Source organism: Streptomyces polygonati (genome assembly GCF_042650325.1).
Taxonomy (GTDB): Bacteria; Actinomycetota; Actinomycetes; order Streptomycetales; family Streptomycetaceae; genus Actinacidiphila; species Actinacidiphila polygonati.
This window is the reverse complement of the sequence record NZ_JBHSBB010000019.1, coordinates 64902-78435: the sequence shown is the minus strand read 5'-3', so window position 1 is coordinate 78435 and position 13534 is coordinate 64902. Positions and strand designations below refer to the sequence as shown.

Annotated in this window: 12 protein-coding genes; 4 read left to right on the top strand and 8 right to left on the bottom strand. The window is 73.4% G+C overall.

Going from position 1 to position 13534, the window contains the following annotated elements:
• Nucleotides 1–19: 19 nt before the first annotated feature.
• From ACFO3J_RS26065 to ACFO3J_RS26050, 4 genes are all read right to left on the bottom strand, one after another.
• On the bottom strand, nt 20–250 hold the full coding sequence (locus tag ACFO3J_RS26065; protein ID WP_386433945.1) for a hypothetical protein: 231 nt from the start codon (nt 248–250) through the stop codon (nt 20–22).
• Between the two features lie 20 nt (nt 251–270).
• Entirely contained in the window at nt 271–2010 is a 1740-nt protein-coding gene (gene treZ / locus ACFO3J_RS26060) for a malto-oligosyltrehalose trehalohydrolase (protein WP_386433942.1), read from the bottom strand.
• 238 nt (nt 2011–2248) lie between these two features.
• Nucleotides 2249–2782, bottom strand: coding sequence for a hypothetical protein (locus ACFO3J_RS26055; protein ID WP_386433939.1), 534 nt, complete (start codon nt 2780–2782; stop codon nt 2249–2251).
• An 80-nt stretch (nt 2783–2862) separates the two neighbouring features.
• Complete coding sequence (locus tag ACFO3J_RS26050) at nt 2863–3420, bottom strand: CGNR zinc finger domain-containing protein (protein WP_386433936.1); 558 nt, start codon at nt 3418–3420, stop codon at nt 2863–2865.
• A 120-nt stretch (nt 3421–3540) separates the two neighbouring features.
• Here ACFO3J_RS26050 and ACFO3J_RS26045 point away from each other — a divergent pair, with 120 nt between their 5' ends.
• A complete protein-coding gene (locus tag ACFO3J_RS26045) occupies nt 3541–4263 on the top strand; it encodes a hypothetical protein (protein WP_386433933.1) in 723 nt (240 codons plus the stop codon).
• On the opposite strand, the gene treY is transcribed toward ACFO3J_RS26045, so the two are convergent.
• Both treY and glgX read right to left on the bottom strand, forming a co-directional pair.
• A complete protein-coding gene (gene treY / locus ACFO3J_RS26040) occupies nt 4250–6754 on the bottom strand; it encodes a malto-oligosyltrehalose synthase (protein WP_386433930.1) in 2505 nt (834 codons plus the stop codon). The two genes, ACFO3J_RS26045 and treY, sit on opposite strands and share 14 nt — an antisense overlap.
• 105 nt (nt 6755–6859) lie before the next feature.
• Nucleotides 6860–8998, bottom strand: a complete 2139-nt coding sequence (gene glgX, locus ACFO3J_RS26035) for a glycogen debranching protein GlgX (protein ID WP_386433927.1) — start codon at nt 8996–8998, stop codon at nt 6860–6862.
• A gap of 244 nt (nt 8999–9242) precedes the next feature.
• Between glgX and ACFO3J_RS26030 the strand changes: the two genes are divergently transcribed.
• From ACFO3J_RS26030 to ACFO3J_RS26020, 3 genes are all read left to right on the top strand, one after another.
• On the top strand, nt 9243–10490 hold the full coding sequence (locus ACFO3J_RS26030) for an SAV2148 family HEPN domain-containing protein (protein ID WP_386434506.1): 1248 nt from the start codon (nt 9243–9245) through the stop codon (nt 10488–10490).
• A 99-nt stretch (nt 10491–10589) separates the two neighbouring features.
• Nucleotides 10590–11330: a 3'-5' exonuclease gene (locus ACFO3J_RS26025; RefSeq protein ID WP_386433925.1), complete on the top strand. Its 741-nt coding sequence runs from the start codon at nt 10590–10592 to the stop codon at nt 11328–11330.
• 315 nt (nt 11331–11645) lie between these two features.
• Complete coding sequence (locus ACFO3J_RS26020; RefSeq protein ID WP_386433923.1) at nt 11646–11774, top strand: hypothetical protein; 129 nt, start codon at nt 11646–11648, stop codon at nt 11772–11774.
• 32 nt (nt 11775–11806) lie between these two features.
• Here the strand turns inward: ACFO3J_RS26020 and ACFO3J_RS26015 are convergent, their stop codons facing one another.
• Nucleotides 11807–12463: a phosphotransferase gene (locus tag ACFO3J_RS26015; RefSeq protein WP_386433920.1), complete on the bottom strand. Its 657-nt coding sequence runs from the start codon at nt 12461–12463 to the stop codon at nt 11807–11809.
• A gap of 43 nt (nt 12464–12506) precedes the next feature.
• Complete coding sequence (locus ACFO3J_RS26010) at nt 12507–13370, bottom strand: aminoglycoside phosphotransferase family protein (RefSeq protein ID WP_386433919.1); 864 nt, start codon at nt 13368–13370, stop codon at nt 12507–12509.
• Nucleotides 13371–13534 lie beyond the last annotated feature (164 nt).

Here is a 13534-nt window from a genome sequence, read left to right as displayed (position 1 = left end):
GGCGCCGGGCCGGGCCCGATCAGCCGGAGCAGGCCGTGCGCTGGGCCTCCTGCCACGCACAGACCGGGCACAGCGTGGCACCCCGGGTGCTCGCCGGGTGCTCGGTCGGCTCCCCGCACAGCACGCAGTCGGCGACCGCTCCGGCCTCCCCGATGTCCCCGACGTCTCCGGCAGCCCCGGCCGCTCCGGCTCCGTCGACCCTTCCGACCTGCTCCACCCGCTCCACCCGCCCGACCTCCTCGGCAGCCACCGCTTCCGGCTCCGTCCACATCACCCCTTCACCGTAACGTCCCCGGTCCGCAGTACGGCCGCGCCCCGGGCGGGCAGGGACACCAGCGGGCCGGGCAGCAGCGCGCACCGCGGCCGGGACAGCACCACCTCGCAGGGGGCGTCCAGCGGCACCCGGGCGGCGGTGTCGGAGAAGTTGACGACGATACGGAACGGGCCGCGGGCGATCAGCAGTGTCCGGCCGCCCGCGGTCGCCGTCACCGTGTCCAGCCTCGGGTCGGTCAGCGCGGGCTCGCTCCGGCGCAGCGCGATCAGCGCCCGGTACCAGTCCAGCAGCTCCCGGTGCTCCGCCTTGGCCGGCTCGGCCCAGTCCAGGCAGGAGCGGTTCCTGGTGGCGGGGTCCTGCGGGTCGGGCACATCCTGCTCGGCCCAGCCGTGGGCGGCGAACTCCCGCCGCCTGCCCCGGGTGATGGCCGCGGCCAGCTCGGGGTCGTCGTGGTCGGTGAAGAACTGCCAGGGGGTGCTCGCGCCCCACTCCTCGCCCATGAACAGCATCGGGGTGAACGGCGAGGTGAGGACGAGCGCGGCGGCGGCGCCGAGCTGATCGGCGGTCAGCCGGTCGCCGACGGCGCGGTTGCCGATCTGGTCGTGGGTCTGGGCGTAGCCGAGCAGCCGGTGGGCGGACACCTCGGCGGTGTCCAGCGGGCGGCCGTGGTGGCGGCCGCGGAAGGACGACCAGGTGCCGTCGTGGAAGAAGCCGTGGGTGAGCACCCTGGCGACGGCGCCCGGACCGGCCGCGGCGAAGTCGGCGTAGTAGGCCTGCGCCTCGCCGGTGACCGCGGTGTGCACCGCGTGGTGGAAGTCGTCGTTCCACTGGGCGTGCAGGCCCAGGCCGCCGGCCTCGCGGGGCGCGGTGGTGCGCGGGTCGTTCAGATCGGACTCGCCGATCAGGAACAGCGGGCGGCCCAGCGCCGCGGAGAGACCGTCGACCGCGGTGGACAGCTCCTCCAGGAAGTGCAGCGCCCGGGTGTCGACCAGCGCGTGCACCGCGTCCAGCCGCAGGCCGTCCAGCCGGAAGTCCCGCAGCCAGGACAGCGCGCTGCCGATCAGGAAGTCCCGCACCTCGTCGGAGCCGGGAGCGTCGAGATTGACCGCGTCGCCCCACGGGGTGTGGTGCCGGTCGGTGAAGTACGGCCCGAACGGCGGCAGATGGTTGCCGGAGGGCCCGAGGTGGTTGTGCACCACGTCGAGCACCACGCCGAGGGAGTGCTGGTGCGCCGCGTCGACGAACCGCTTCATCGCCGCCGGGCCGCCGTACGGCTCGTGCACCGCCCACAGGGACACGCCCTCGTATCCCCAGCCGTTGGTGCCGGGGAACGGGCAGACCGGCATCAGCTCGATGTGCGTGATGCCCAGCCGGGCCAGGTGGGGGAGCCGTTCGGCGGCCGCGTCGAAGGTGCCTTCGGGAGTGAAGGTGCCGACATGCAGCTCGTAGAGGACCGCTCCCGGCAGGGCCCGGCCGGGCCAGGGGGCCTGCCAGGCGAACGCGTCCTGCTCGACCACCGCGCTGGGGCCGTCCGGGCCGTCCGGCTGGCGGCGGGAACGCGGATCGGGCAGCGCTTCCCCGCCGTCGAGCGCGTACGCGTACCGGGTGCCGTCCGCGGCCGGCAGCTCGGCCTGCCACCAGCCGGTGCGGGACGGGTCGGGGCCGAGCGCGTCGCGCCGGTCCTCGATCAGGATCTCCACCTGCTGGGCGTTCGGCGCCCACACCTCGAACAGCACGTACGGCTCCCGTCTGATGCGTTGTGACCGATGCTGTCCTGCCGGACGTACCGGGCCCTGCTGGATTGTGCCGGGTCGTGGCGGGCCGCGTCGCGGCTCCCCGCAGATGCATGCCCGCGCCCCCGGCGGGTCCATGCCCGGGGCCGGCCGATTCGGACGAAGCTCACACCGGCGTGGACGGCCGGGCGGCTGCCTGCTTCCGCGATGTGCCGCGACCGGTCAGCTGGATCCGGCCGGATCAGCCCAGCGGTATGTACACGCCGCCGTTCGCACCCAGCGGGAGGTAGTCGGGCACGCTGCGGCCCACGCAGGCGTGCAGCCGGCGGACCAGGTCCCGGGCCGGCGGCCGGTCCAGCCCGAGCAACCCGGCCACCCGGTCCCGGCGTTCGTCCAGGTCGTGGAAGGTCGAACGGTACTCGGCCTCCAGGCCCGGCAGCGGGAAGCCGCGTCCCGGCAGGCAGTCCTGCCAGTAGGGCAGCCCGATCAGCAGCTCCAGCGCCTCCCGCAGCGACTCGGCGATCAGACCCCCCTCGCCCTCCGATCCGGCGTACAGCACCGGCCGGTCGGCGTCGCTTCCCACGCCCACCTGGTAGTAGGTGCCACCCCCGCCGTCACCGGCGATGGCTTGCAGCGGCACGCCCGACGGCAGGCGTATCTCCTCGCCGTGCCCGGCCCTGCACGGCTCGAAGTCACCGGGCCAGGCGAGGAACTCCTCGGCTTCCGGGATGCCCAGGAGCAGCCCCAGCAGTGAATCCGTATCGGTGGTCGTCATGGCACCGAACGTAACAGCGGGGTCCGACAATCGGCCGCCCGGCCGGAGAACGCCCGGCCGGCAGGGCGCCTGACGGCCGATCAGGCCTGGTGGCGCGCGCGGTAGGCCGCGACGTTGGTGCGGTTGCCGCAGAACTCGTAGGAGTGCCAGCGGCGGGTGCGGCTGCGGGAGGTGTCGTAGAACGCCTCGCGGCACTCGTCGTTGGCGCACAGCCGCATCCGGGACCAGTCGCCGGCCGCCACCAGGGCCGCGACCGCCTCGACGATCCCGCCGACCACGAGGTCGCCGCCGACCTGGCGCAGCCGCACCCGGCCCGGCGCGGCGAACTCCTGCCGGAAGGTGACGGACGAGGCGCGGCCGGACAGCGCGGACCACTTCCCGGCGTGGTCCTCGGGGTCGGCGGCGGTCACCAGGTCCAGCAGGTCGGCGCGGACCGCGCGGACGAGGTCGAGCCGGGCGGCCGAAGGGGCGGCGCCGTCCTCCTGGCCGAAGGGGCGCAGCACCGCGGCGGCCGGCCCCGGGGAGTCCAGTTTGTCGCCGAGGTCGGCGTAGGCCCGGGAGTTGAGCAGGTCCGCCACCGCCACCGCGCCGGCCGGCACGGCCGCCTCGCGCTCCGCGGGTGTCGTGGTCTTCACCATGGGCACAGCGTACGTCAACATGGTCTATTCATCGAAGACCTTTACAAAACTTCCGGTCTCCGCGTAGCGTGTAATGGTCTTCACGGAGAAGGCGCTGTTCGACGCAAAAGAGGCATGACCATGAACGAGTTGCTGACCCAGGTGATCGACACCTACGGCGGCCTCGACCGCTGGAACGGCTTCAGCCGGCTGACCGCCCGGGTGAAGGGCGGCGGGGCCCTGTGGGTGGTCAAGGGGCAGGAGGGCGTGCTGGACGACTACACCACCCGGATCGACCTGCACCGGCAGTACGCCTCGCACGCCTTCGGCGGACGCGGGCTGCGCAGCGTCTACACCCCCGACCGGGTGGCCGTGGAGACCGAGGCGGGCGCGGTGGTCGAGGAGCGGACCGACCCGCGATCCGCCTTCGCCGGGCACGACTTCACCATGCCCTGGGACCGGCTGCACCTGGCCTACTTCACCGGCTACGCCATGTGGACGTATCTGACCGAGCCCTTCTCGCTGGCGGCCCCCGGCTCCGTCACCGAGGAGCTGGAGCCCTGGCGGGAGGAGGACGAGACCTGGCGCCGGCTGAAGGTGGTCCTCCCCGCCGGGGTCGTCGGCCACGGCAGGGAGAACGTCTACTACATCGATGAGGGCGGCCTGATCCGCCGGCACGACTATGTGGCCGAGGTGCTGGGCAAGGGCGCCGGCCTCGCGGCGCACCTGATCTCGGGGCACCGCGAGTTCGACGGGATCGTGGTGCCGACCGAGCGCCGTGTCTGGCGGGTCGGCCAGGACGGCCGGCCGGACAAGAGCCTGCTCAGCGTGTCCATCGACGTCAGCGAGGTCAGCTTCGCGTGACCTCGGTGAGCAGCGCCACGGGGGAGTCCGCCAGCAGTTCGGCCAGCGGCACCAGCCCCTCGTAGCTGCCCCCGCCCAGCAGGTCCTGCCAGCGGCCCGGCGGCAGCGGGAGGACGGTGTCCCGCCAGCCGCCGGCCTCCTCCAGCCGGCGCGACAGCCGGGTGACGGCGGTCAGCGCGCCGCCGCCGCGCAGATAGGCCGTGCAGTGGTCGGCCGCCGGGCCCCGCGCCGCCAGCGCCTCGTAGGAGGCGGCCGGCCCGTACCACTCGGGGTGCTCCCGGCGCAGCCGCAGGGCGGTGGTGGTCAGCCGCAGCTTGGCCTCGTCGAAGGAGTCCGGCGCCGCGCCCTCCAGCAGGCGGCGCAAGGTGCCGTGGGCGGCGTCCAGCACGCTCCCGCGCGCGGCCTCCCCCGGCGCGCCGACCGCCGGGCCGTTCATGGGCGCGCGGTTGTCGGGGTCCACGAGGGTGCGCACCGGCCACTCGGTGCCCTGGTAGACGTCCGGCACGCCCGGCATGGTCAGATGCAGCAGCGCCGCACCGAGGACGTTCGCCTCCTCGTAGGGGCGCAGGGTGGCCACGAAGGCGCCGACGTCGTCGTTCTGGACCCCGCACGGCCCCTGGTCGGTGAAGTCCGCCACCGCCTTCTCGTAGGCCTCGTCCTGCTCGGTCCAGGTGGTGTGCAGTCCCGCCTCCCGGACCGCCTTCAGCGCGGCCGGGACCAGCCGCTCGGGACGGCAGGAGCCGAGGCCCACACCGGTCTGGAAGACGGTGTACTCGGTGTGCCGGTCGGGACCCGGCGGGCAGCCGAGCGCCGCGCCCCGCTGCGGGCGGGCCGCGAGCCACTCCCGCCAGGCGCCGGGCAGCTCGGACAGCACCGCCAGCCGCAGCCGCAGGTCGGCGCTGTGCTTGGTGTCGTGGGTGGACAGCGCGGTGCCGGTCGCGGGCCGCTCCCGCCGCACCCGCTCGCAGTAGGCGTGGAACTCCTCCGGTGTGGTGGCCGGCTCCCCCGGGTCGCGCCCCACCTCGCACAGCGGGAGCAGCGGCACATAGCGGTAGAAGGCGGCGTCCTCGACGGACTTGGCGTGCAGGGCGGAGGCGACCTGGGCGAAGCGGGCCACGAAGTCGGCGGCGTCCGCCGAGCCGCCCACGGTGTCGTCGGCCGGCCCGCCGCCGGCCCGGCCCAGCGCCAGATCCCGTACGAAGTCCAGCGCCGTCGCCAGTTCGGGCGCCCGCTCGCGCCGGGCCTCGGCCGCCGCGCGCTCCAGCATCGCGGTGTCCTCGGCGGTGGCCGGGACGCCGGGGACGACATAGGGGCGGTAGACGGGGACGCGCAGCAGCAGCTCGCGGATGGCGTCGGCCAGCAGTTCGGGTCCGTACGGCGGGCTGCCGGGGATCGCGGCCAGGGCGCGCTGGGCCGTGCGCTCCAGCCGGGACACCTCGGCCGACAGGTCGCGGGACACCACCCGGTACGCGGCGCGGCGGACGGTCGGGGCCCAGCGGCCGCCGCGGTCGTCCTCGATACCGGTGAACTCCCGGTAGAAGTCGGCGATCTCGGCGGTCCCCGCGGGGTCGGTGAACAGCCCGTCGATCCGGTCCAGCGCGTCGTATCCGGTGGTGCCGGCGCACTCCCAGTCGGCCGGGAGCCACTCACCGCGCTGGAGGATCTTCTCCACCACCGTCCAACGGCCGCCGCTCGCCTCGGCCAGCCGCCGCAGATAGCCGGCCGGATCGGCCAGCCCGTCCGGGTGGTCGATCCGCAGGCCGTCCGCCACGCCGTCGCGCAGCAGCCGCAGCACGGTCGCGTGGGTGGCCTCGAAGATCTCCGGGGACTCCACCCGGACCGCGATCAGGTCCGAGATGGTGAAGAACCGCCGGTAGTTGAGCTCGGTACGGGCCGCTCGCCAGTACGCCAGCCGGTAGTGCTGCGCCTCCGCCAGCTCCGGCAGCGGCAGGTCCTCGGTGCCGGGCCGCAGCGGGAACCTGTGCTCGTAGTACGCCAGCGCCGCGCCGCCCGCCGCCTGGTCACGTACCACCGACAGGCTGCCCAGCGCGTCCGGCAGCGGCTCGCCCAGCACCGGCAGCAGCACCTTGCCGTCGAGCGCCGCCCAGTCGATGTCGAACCAGGAGGCGTACGGCGAGGACGGGCCCTCCCGCAGCACCTCCCACAGCGGCGCGTTGAGGTGTTCCGGCGCGGGTACCGCCATGTGGTTGGGCACGATGTCCAGGATCAGGCCGAGCCCGTGCTCCCCGGCGGTACGGGACAGCTCCCGCAGGCCCTGTTCGCCGCCGAGCTCGGTGCGGACCCGGCTGTGGTCCACCACGTCGTAGCCGTGCGTGGAGCCGGGCACGGCCTCCAGTACCGGGGACAGGTGCAGATGGCTGACGCCCAGCTCAGCCAGGTAAGGTACCGCCGCTGCGGCGTCGGCGAAGGTGAAGCCGGGCTGGAGCTGCACCCGGTAGGTCGAGCTGGGCGTCAGGGAGTTCGCGGTCATGGGGTCTCTCTACCCCGTATCCGGGGTTCAGGCGCGTGAGGCGGGGCCGACCGCCGTGGCCCGGCCCCGCCGCGCGGCGCCCGTCCGGTCCGCCGCGGCCCGTTCTCAGTCCGCCGGGCGCTGGAGCACCACCATGCTGCGGTCGGCCAGCAGCAGCCGGTCCCCGGCCTGCACCCGCTCACCGGTGCCCGGCGCTACGCCGTCGGGCCGCTCGGTGTCCACCACCACGTGCCACTCCTTGCCGTGGTTGTCCGGCACCACGAACTCCTCGGCGCTCGGCGCGGCGTTGAACATCAGCAGGAAGGAGTCGTCGGTGACCGGCTCGCCGCGCGGCCCCGGCTCGGAGATCGCGTTGCCGTTGAGGAAGACCACCAGTGTCCTGGCGTGCGCGGCCTGCCAGTCCCGCTGCGCCATCTGCTGCCCCTGCGGGGTGAACCAGGCGATGTCGGACAGCTCGTCCTGGGCGCCCTCCATCGGCCGGCCGTGGAAGAAGCGGCGGCGCCGGAAGACCGGGTGGTCGCGGCGCAGCCACACCATGCTGCGCACGAAATCGTGCAGCCGCAGCGCCTCGTCGTCCTCCTCCGAGGTGCCGGGCTTGCCCGGCCAGGGGATCCAGGACAGCTCGTTGTCCTGGCAGTAGGTGTTGTTGTTGCCGCGCTGGGTGCGGCCGAACTCGTCGCCGTGCGAGATCATCGGCACCCCCTGGGACAGCATCAGGGTGGCCATGAAGTTGCGCATCTGCCGGCCGCGCAGCGTCCGGACCGCCCGGTCGTCGCTCTCGCCCTCGACACCGCAGTTCCACGACCGGTTGAAGCTCTCGCCGTCCCGATTGCCCTCGCCGTTGGCGTCGTTGTGCTTGTCGTTGTACGACACCAGGTCGCGCAGCGTGAAGCCGTCGTGGCAGGTGACGAAGTTGATGGAGGCCAGCGGACGGCGGCCGTCGTCCTGGTAGAGGTCGGAGGAGCCGGTCAGCCGGGAACCGAACTCCTCCAGCGTGGCGCTCTCGCCGCGCCACAGGTCCCGTACCGTGTCGCGGAACTTGCCGTTCCACTCGGTCCACAGCGGCGGGAAGTTGCCGACCTGGTAGCCGCCCTCGCCGACGTCCCACGGCTCGGCGATCAGCTTCACCTGGGAGACCACCGGGTCCTGCTGCACCAGGTCGAAGAAGGACGACAGCCGGTCCACCTCGTGGAACTGCCGGGCCAGGGTGGCGGCCAGGTCGAAGCGGAAGCCGTCGACATGCATCTCGGTGACCCAGTAGCGCAGGCTGTCCATGATCATCTGCAGTACGTGCGGGCTGCGCATCAGCAGGCTGTTGCCGGTGCCGGTGGTGTCCGTGTAGTAGCGCTTGTCGTCGCCGAGCCGGTAGTAGGACGCGTTGTCCAGGCCGCGCAGCGACAGCGTCGGGCCCAGATGGCTGCCCTCGGCGGTGTGGTTGTAGACCACGTCGAGGATCACCTCGATGCCGGCCCGGTGCAGCGCGCGCACCGCCGTCTTGAACTCCAGCACCTGCTGGCCGCGGTCGCCGCCCGAGCAGTAGGCGTGGTGTGGGGCGAAGAACCCGATGGTGTTGTAGCCCCAGTAATTGGCCAGTCCGGCGTCCATCAGCCGGTGGTCCTGGATGAACTGGTGAACGGGCATCAACTCCAGCGTGGTCACCCCGAGTTCCGCCAGATGGCTGATCACGGACGGATGCGCCAGCGCGGCGTAGGTGCCGCGGATCTCCTCCGGCAGCCCTGGGTGGGTCATCGTCAGGCCCTTGACATGGGCCTCGTAGATCACGGTCTTGTGGTAATCGATCCGCGGCGCCCGGTCGTCGGCCCAGTCGAAGTACGGATTGACCACGACGGAGGCCATCGTGTGCGGGGCCGAGTCCAGGTCGTTGCGCGAGTCGGGCTCCCCGAACCGGTAGCCGTAGACGGACTCGTCCCAGTCGATGCCGCCGCTCATCGCCTTGGCGTAGGGATCCAGCAGCAGCTTGGCGGAGTTGCAGCGGTGACCGCGCTCGGGGTCGTAGGGTCCGTGCACGCGGAAGCCGTAACGCTGCCCCGGCACCACCCCCGGCAGATAGGCGTGCCGGACGAAGGCGTCCGCCTCGCGCAGCTCCACGGCCGTCTCCGAGCCGTCGTCGTGCAGCAGACACAGTTCGATCCGCGACGCCACTTCGGAGAACACGGCGAAGTTGGTGCCCGCGCCGTCGAAGGTGGCGCCGAGGGGATAGGACTGACCCGGCCAGACTTGCATGTGATGACTCTTCCACTCCGTTTACCGGACCGCACGGTTCCGTTCCGCCCGCCCGGATGTCACGTTGCCGAAGAGGCATCCTCCCATCCGGTCCACCCGAGGGTGACACTGCCACAACAGGCAGCGACCGCAAGGGTGATGAGGTTGTCCGGTAGTAGTCAAGTAGGGTCGTTACGGCTGCGACGCCCCCCCGCACCGCAGTACCCTTCCTTGATCGTGGACGGGGGCGGGAGGCGGTGACGTGGTGACGTCCGGAGGTCTGATGCTCCCGGGTGGTGGCGAGCAGGGCGACCGGCACATCGCGGACGCCGCCGGCCCGGAGGGGACGCACGCCGTGGTCTCCGTCGCCGCGCCCCTGGAGATCGGCGCGGAACTGGACTGGGGCGCCGACGCCTGGGCCGAGGTCCGCACCCGCGCCCGCCGGGCCGGACGGGCCTATGTCTGGCTCAATCTCGTCGAGCAGCGCCTGCGCGCCGTGGTCAACGCCGTGCTGCGCCCGATCTACGAGCCGGTGCACAGCGAGGACTGGGTGGTCGCCGCGGCCGGACCGGCCGGACACGAATGGGTGCAGCGGGCCGTGGCGGTACGCGAGGTCAGCCGGCGCAAGGGCTTCCTGCTCGACCCGGCCGACGACAACGTGCTGAGCTTCCTGACCCTGCCGCAGTTGCGCGAACTCGTCGTCCAGCACTGGCCCTGCTTCGAGCCCTACTACGACGACCGGCGCGAGCTGGAACTCGCGCTGGACGAGCTGGAAGTGGCCCGGCACGTGGTCTCCCGCAACCGGGCGCTGTCCACCACCGTGCTGGACCAGGCCGAGCGGGCCGCCGCCCGGGTGCTGGAACTGCTGGGTTCGGGCGAGGCCCGCACCGCGGGACAGCGGCTGCCGGTGGACGCGATGGAGGAACTGGTCGCCGACCGCTACGCCGACGTCATCGGCGTCTACCCCGACCGGGTACGGCTCCAGCGGCAGCTGCCGGTCGAGAACCTGTTCTCCGGCGCCCGGCGGCTGGACGCCGTGGGCATCGGGCTCAATCTGCTGGTGCAGAACTTCTCCGGCCGTCGGCTGGTCCGGCTGGTGGAGTCCGGCTGCCGGGTGCGGCTGCTCTTCCTCAACCCGGCCAGCAGCGCCACCCGCCGCCGCGAGCGTGAACTCGGCCTGGGACGGGGCGAGCTGAGCCGCTCGGTCGAGATGAACATCATGCACATGCGCCGGGTGCGGGCCCGGCTGCGGGACCAGGGCGCCTTCGAGATCCAGGTCTTCGACGAGATCCCGCGGTTCACCGCCTACCTCATCGACGGCGACAGCTCCGGCGGTCTCGCGGTCGTGCAGACGTATCTGCGGCGGGCCCGCGGCATGGAGGTGCCGGTGCTGGTGCTGCGCGGCGGCACGCGGCGGGTGGTGGCCGACGACCGGCCCACCGAGAGCGGGCTCTTCGACGTCTACCGCGAGGAGTTCGAGGGGATCTGGGCGGATTCGCGGCCGGTTTCCTGACGGTACGTCACCGGCCCCCGCCGGAGGGCGTTGTCAGTGCCCCGCGCGATGATGTCGGGGCAAGGACACACGGGGGAATCGGGTGGGAAGGACTTCGCCATGGCATGGCACGAGGATCTGCTGGTCGGCTTCGACCTGGAGACCACCGGAACGGATCCGCGGCAGGCCCGGATCGTGACCGCGGCGGTCACCGAGGTCAAGGCGGGGGAGCCGGTCCGGCACCGGGCGTGGCTGGCCGATCCCGGGGTGCCGATCCCGGCCGAGACCACCGCCATACACGGCGTCAGCACCCAGCGGGCGGCGGCCGAGGGACGCCCGGCCCCCGAGGTGGTCGCCGAGATCGCGGACGCGCTGCGCGGCTACTGGGCGGCGTCCGTGCCGGTCGTCGTCTACAACGCGCCCTTCGACCTCACCCTCCTGGACGAGGAGTTGCGCCGCTACGCGCTGCCGCCCCTGGTCGCCCCCGGCGGCCGGGCCGGCCCGGTCCTCGACCCGCTGGTCATGGACCGCGCCCTCGACAAGTACCGCCGCGGCAAGCGCACCCTGGAGGCCGCCTGCGAGGTCTACGGCGTCCGGCTCGACGGCGCCCACGAGGCCGGAGCCGACGCCCTGGCAGCCGTCCGCGTCGCCCTCGCCCTCGCCGCCCGCCACCCCCTCGCCGCCCAGTCCGACCCCTGGCCCCTCCACGACAGCCAGCGCGCCTGGCACGCCGCCTGGGCCGAGGATTTCACCACCTGGCTCCGCAAAAAAGACCCGACCGCCCCACCCGTCGACCCCTCCTGGCCGCTGCGCACCGCGTCCGCCGCGGCGCCGCGAGCCGGGGGCGGCGCCGTTCGGTGAAGCGGGCGGTCGACGGCTGACCACCTCCGCCCGGGACGCCGAAGGGGACACGATGCCGCGACTGCCAGAGCCGCCGGCCGATCCCGTCCGGGACCTCGCGGAGGCCTCCGTGGGCCATCGGCGCGTGCCGGAAGTGGCCGCGCTGCGGGCGCGGGTCGCCGGGGTTGTGCGGCGGATCGCGCGGGTGGCGGGGGTCTCTTCCGAGGGTGCCGGGTCATCGGATTCGCCGAGAACGAGCTGTGGCGGCTTCCCGGCGGGATCGTCGTACGGATCGCGCGTCCCGGGCAGGCCGCCGCGGCGGCGCGGGAGGTGGCGGTGACGCGGTGGCTGGGTGAGCGGGGGTTCCCCGCCGTCCGGCCGCTGCCGATGGCGCAGCCGGTCCAGGTGGAGGAGCGGGCCGCGTCCTTCTGGCCCCGGCCCTGGGGGTGGGCGGCGGTCGGCTGATGTCCGGGGACCCGGGGCCGGGGGCGGCGGACTCAGGTCGCGGTGGAAGCGGCGCGGCGGCGCAGCCAGGCCGCCTCGGTGGGGGACAGGTTCGGGTCGGTCAGCTTGGTGCTGATCGCCTGCTGGAGGCGCGGCGCCGGGTCGGTGCGGCAGCCGGCCCGGACGGAGCGCAGGAGGAGGCCGCGGCCGAAGCGCGCGGGAAGGCCCGGGACGTCGGCGCTGCCGACGGTCACCAGGGTCATCGCGACGTCGGCGGCGGGGGCGCCGGCCGCGGCGTTGCTCCAGTCGATCACCATCGGGCCGCGCGGGGTCAGGATGATGTTGCCGGGATGCAGGTCCAGGTGCAGTATCCGGTCGTCGCCCGTGGTGGCGAACCTCTTCGGGAGCCACTGCGGGGCCGGCAGCGCGTGCAGCCGGTCGAGGAGGCAGCCCAGCGTCCGGCCGAGCGAACGCACCTGCCAGGGGCGGCGGGACAGCGCCTCCAGCATGGTCGGCCCGGTCAGCCGCTCCAGCACCATGTCGGTGTCCGTCGCCTCGTAGACACGCGGCACCGGATACCCGCACTCGGCGAGGTGCGTCATCAGGCGCGACTCCCGGCCGGTGGGACCTTCGCGCCGATACCGCCGCAGCACCCGGGACTCGTCCAGCGCGTACACATCGGCGTCCCGCCCCCGCGCGACCAACTCCATGCCCGCCATTGTGTCCTGGGGCCCGTCACCCGCCAACACCCCGCTAGAAGGAGTACCACCGCACCGTCGGATCCGATGCCCGCAGGGAGGCGACCCGGCGGCGGAACTCGGTACGGGCGGCCGGGTTGGCGGGGGCGTGCTGGGCGACCCAGGCGCAGCCGGCGGTTTCGCGGGCGCCGCGGAGGGTGTCACAGCCGGGCCAGTCGGTGACGTCCCAGCCGTAGGCGGTGGTGAAGGCGTCGTAGGCGGACTGGTCCACGCCGTAGCGGTCGCGGCTGAGGGCCTGGACGACCAGGTCGTGCTCGCGCAGGTCGGAGGAGAAGGTCTCCAGGTCGACCAGGACCGGGCCGTCCGGGCCGATATGGACATTGCGGGGCAGGGCGTCGCCGTGGATCGGACCGCGCGGCAGGTGCGGGACGAGGTCGGCGGCGGCCTCGGCGAAGCCGTCCCTGCGGCGGCGCAGATAGGTCGCGTCGGCCGGGTCGATCGCGTCGCCGGCGATCCGCAGCCAGCGCTCGACCCCGCCGAGCAGATCGCGGGCGGGCAGCCCGAAGTCCGGCTCGGGCAGGGCGTGCACCAGCTTGAGCAGCGGCGCCACATCCGCGGGCACGGCGGGGCGCAGGGACTCCGGCAGCCGCTGCCAGTAGGTGATCGGGTGACCGTCCACCAGCCGCACCTCGGACTCCGCCGAACGCACCGCGGGCACATCCTGCTTGGCCAGCCAGTCCGCTGTGCGCACCTCGCGGCGGGCCCGGTCCAGCAGGTCCTCGCCGCGGCCGACCTTGATCACCAGTCGGCCGGCCGCGAACACCGCGTTCTCCCCGAAGGAGAGCAGCTCGGCCGCCGGGTGCCCGGCAGCGTCCAGTACCGCTCGCGCCCGCTCCCGCGTGAACACCGCGTCCGCCATGCCGCCGCGCCTCTCACTGGTCCGCTGTCCGTGGTCCGTTGCCGCGCTTCGCTCCGCCGTCCGCTCCCGCATATGCCCAAGTCAACGGCTGGTCGGGCGGACACCGCAAGTCTCCCATCCGCCGGCCATGGATTCACGGCGGGTTTCCCGGTCATCCGCCGCGA

What these genes read in the sequence shown, in the direction of transcription:
- ACFO3J_RS26055 (WP_386433939.1), bottom strand. Translation starts at nt 2,782, where the DNA reads ATGACGACCACCGATACGGATTCACTGCTGGGGCTGCTCCTGGGCATC.
- ACFO3J_RS26050 (WP_386433936.1), bottom strand. Translation starts at nt 3,420, where the DNA reads ATGGTGAAGACCACGACACCCGCGGAGCGCGAGGCGGCCGTGCCGGCC.
- ACFO3J_RS26045 (WP_386433933.1), top strand. Translation starts at nt 3,541, where the DNA reads ATGAACGAGTTGCTGACCCAGGTGATCGACACCTACGGCGGCCTCGAC.
- treY (WP_386433930.1), bottom strand. Translation starts at nt 6,754, where the DNA reads ATGACCGCGAACTCCCTGACGCCCAGCTCGACCTACCGGGTGCAGCTC.
- glgX (WP_386433927.1), bottom strand. Translation starts at nt 8,998, where the DNA reads ATGCAAGTCTGGCCGGGTCAGTCCTATCCCCTCGGCGCCACCTTCGAC.
- ACFO3J_RS26025 (WP_386433925.1), top strand. Translation starts at nt 10,590, where the DNA reads ATGGCATGGCACGAGGATCTGCTGGTCGGCTTCGACCTGGAGACCACC.
- ACFO3J_RS26015 (WP_386433920.1), bottom strand. Translation starts at nt 12,463, where the DNA reads ATGGAGTTGGTCGCGCGGGGGCGGGACGCCGATGTGTACGCGCTGGAC.
- ACFO3J_RS26010 (WP_386433919.1), bottom strand. Translation starts at nt 13,370, where the DNA reads ATGGCGGACGCGGTGTTCACGCGGGAGCGGGCGCGAGCGGTACTGGAC.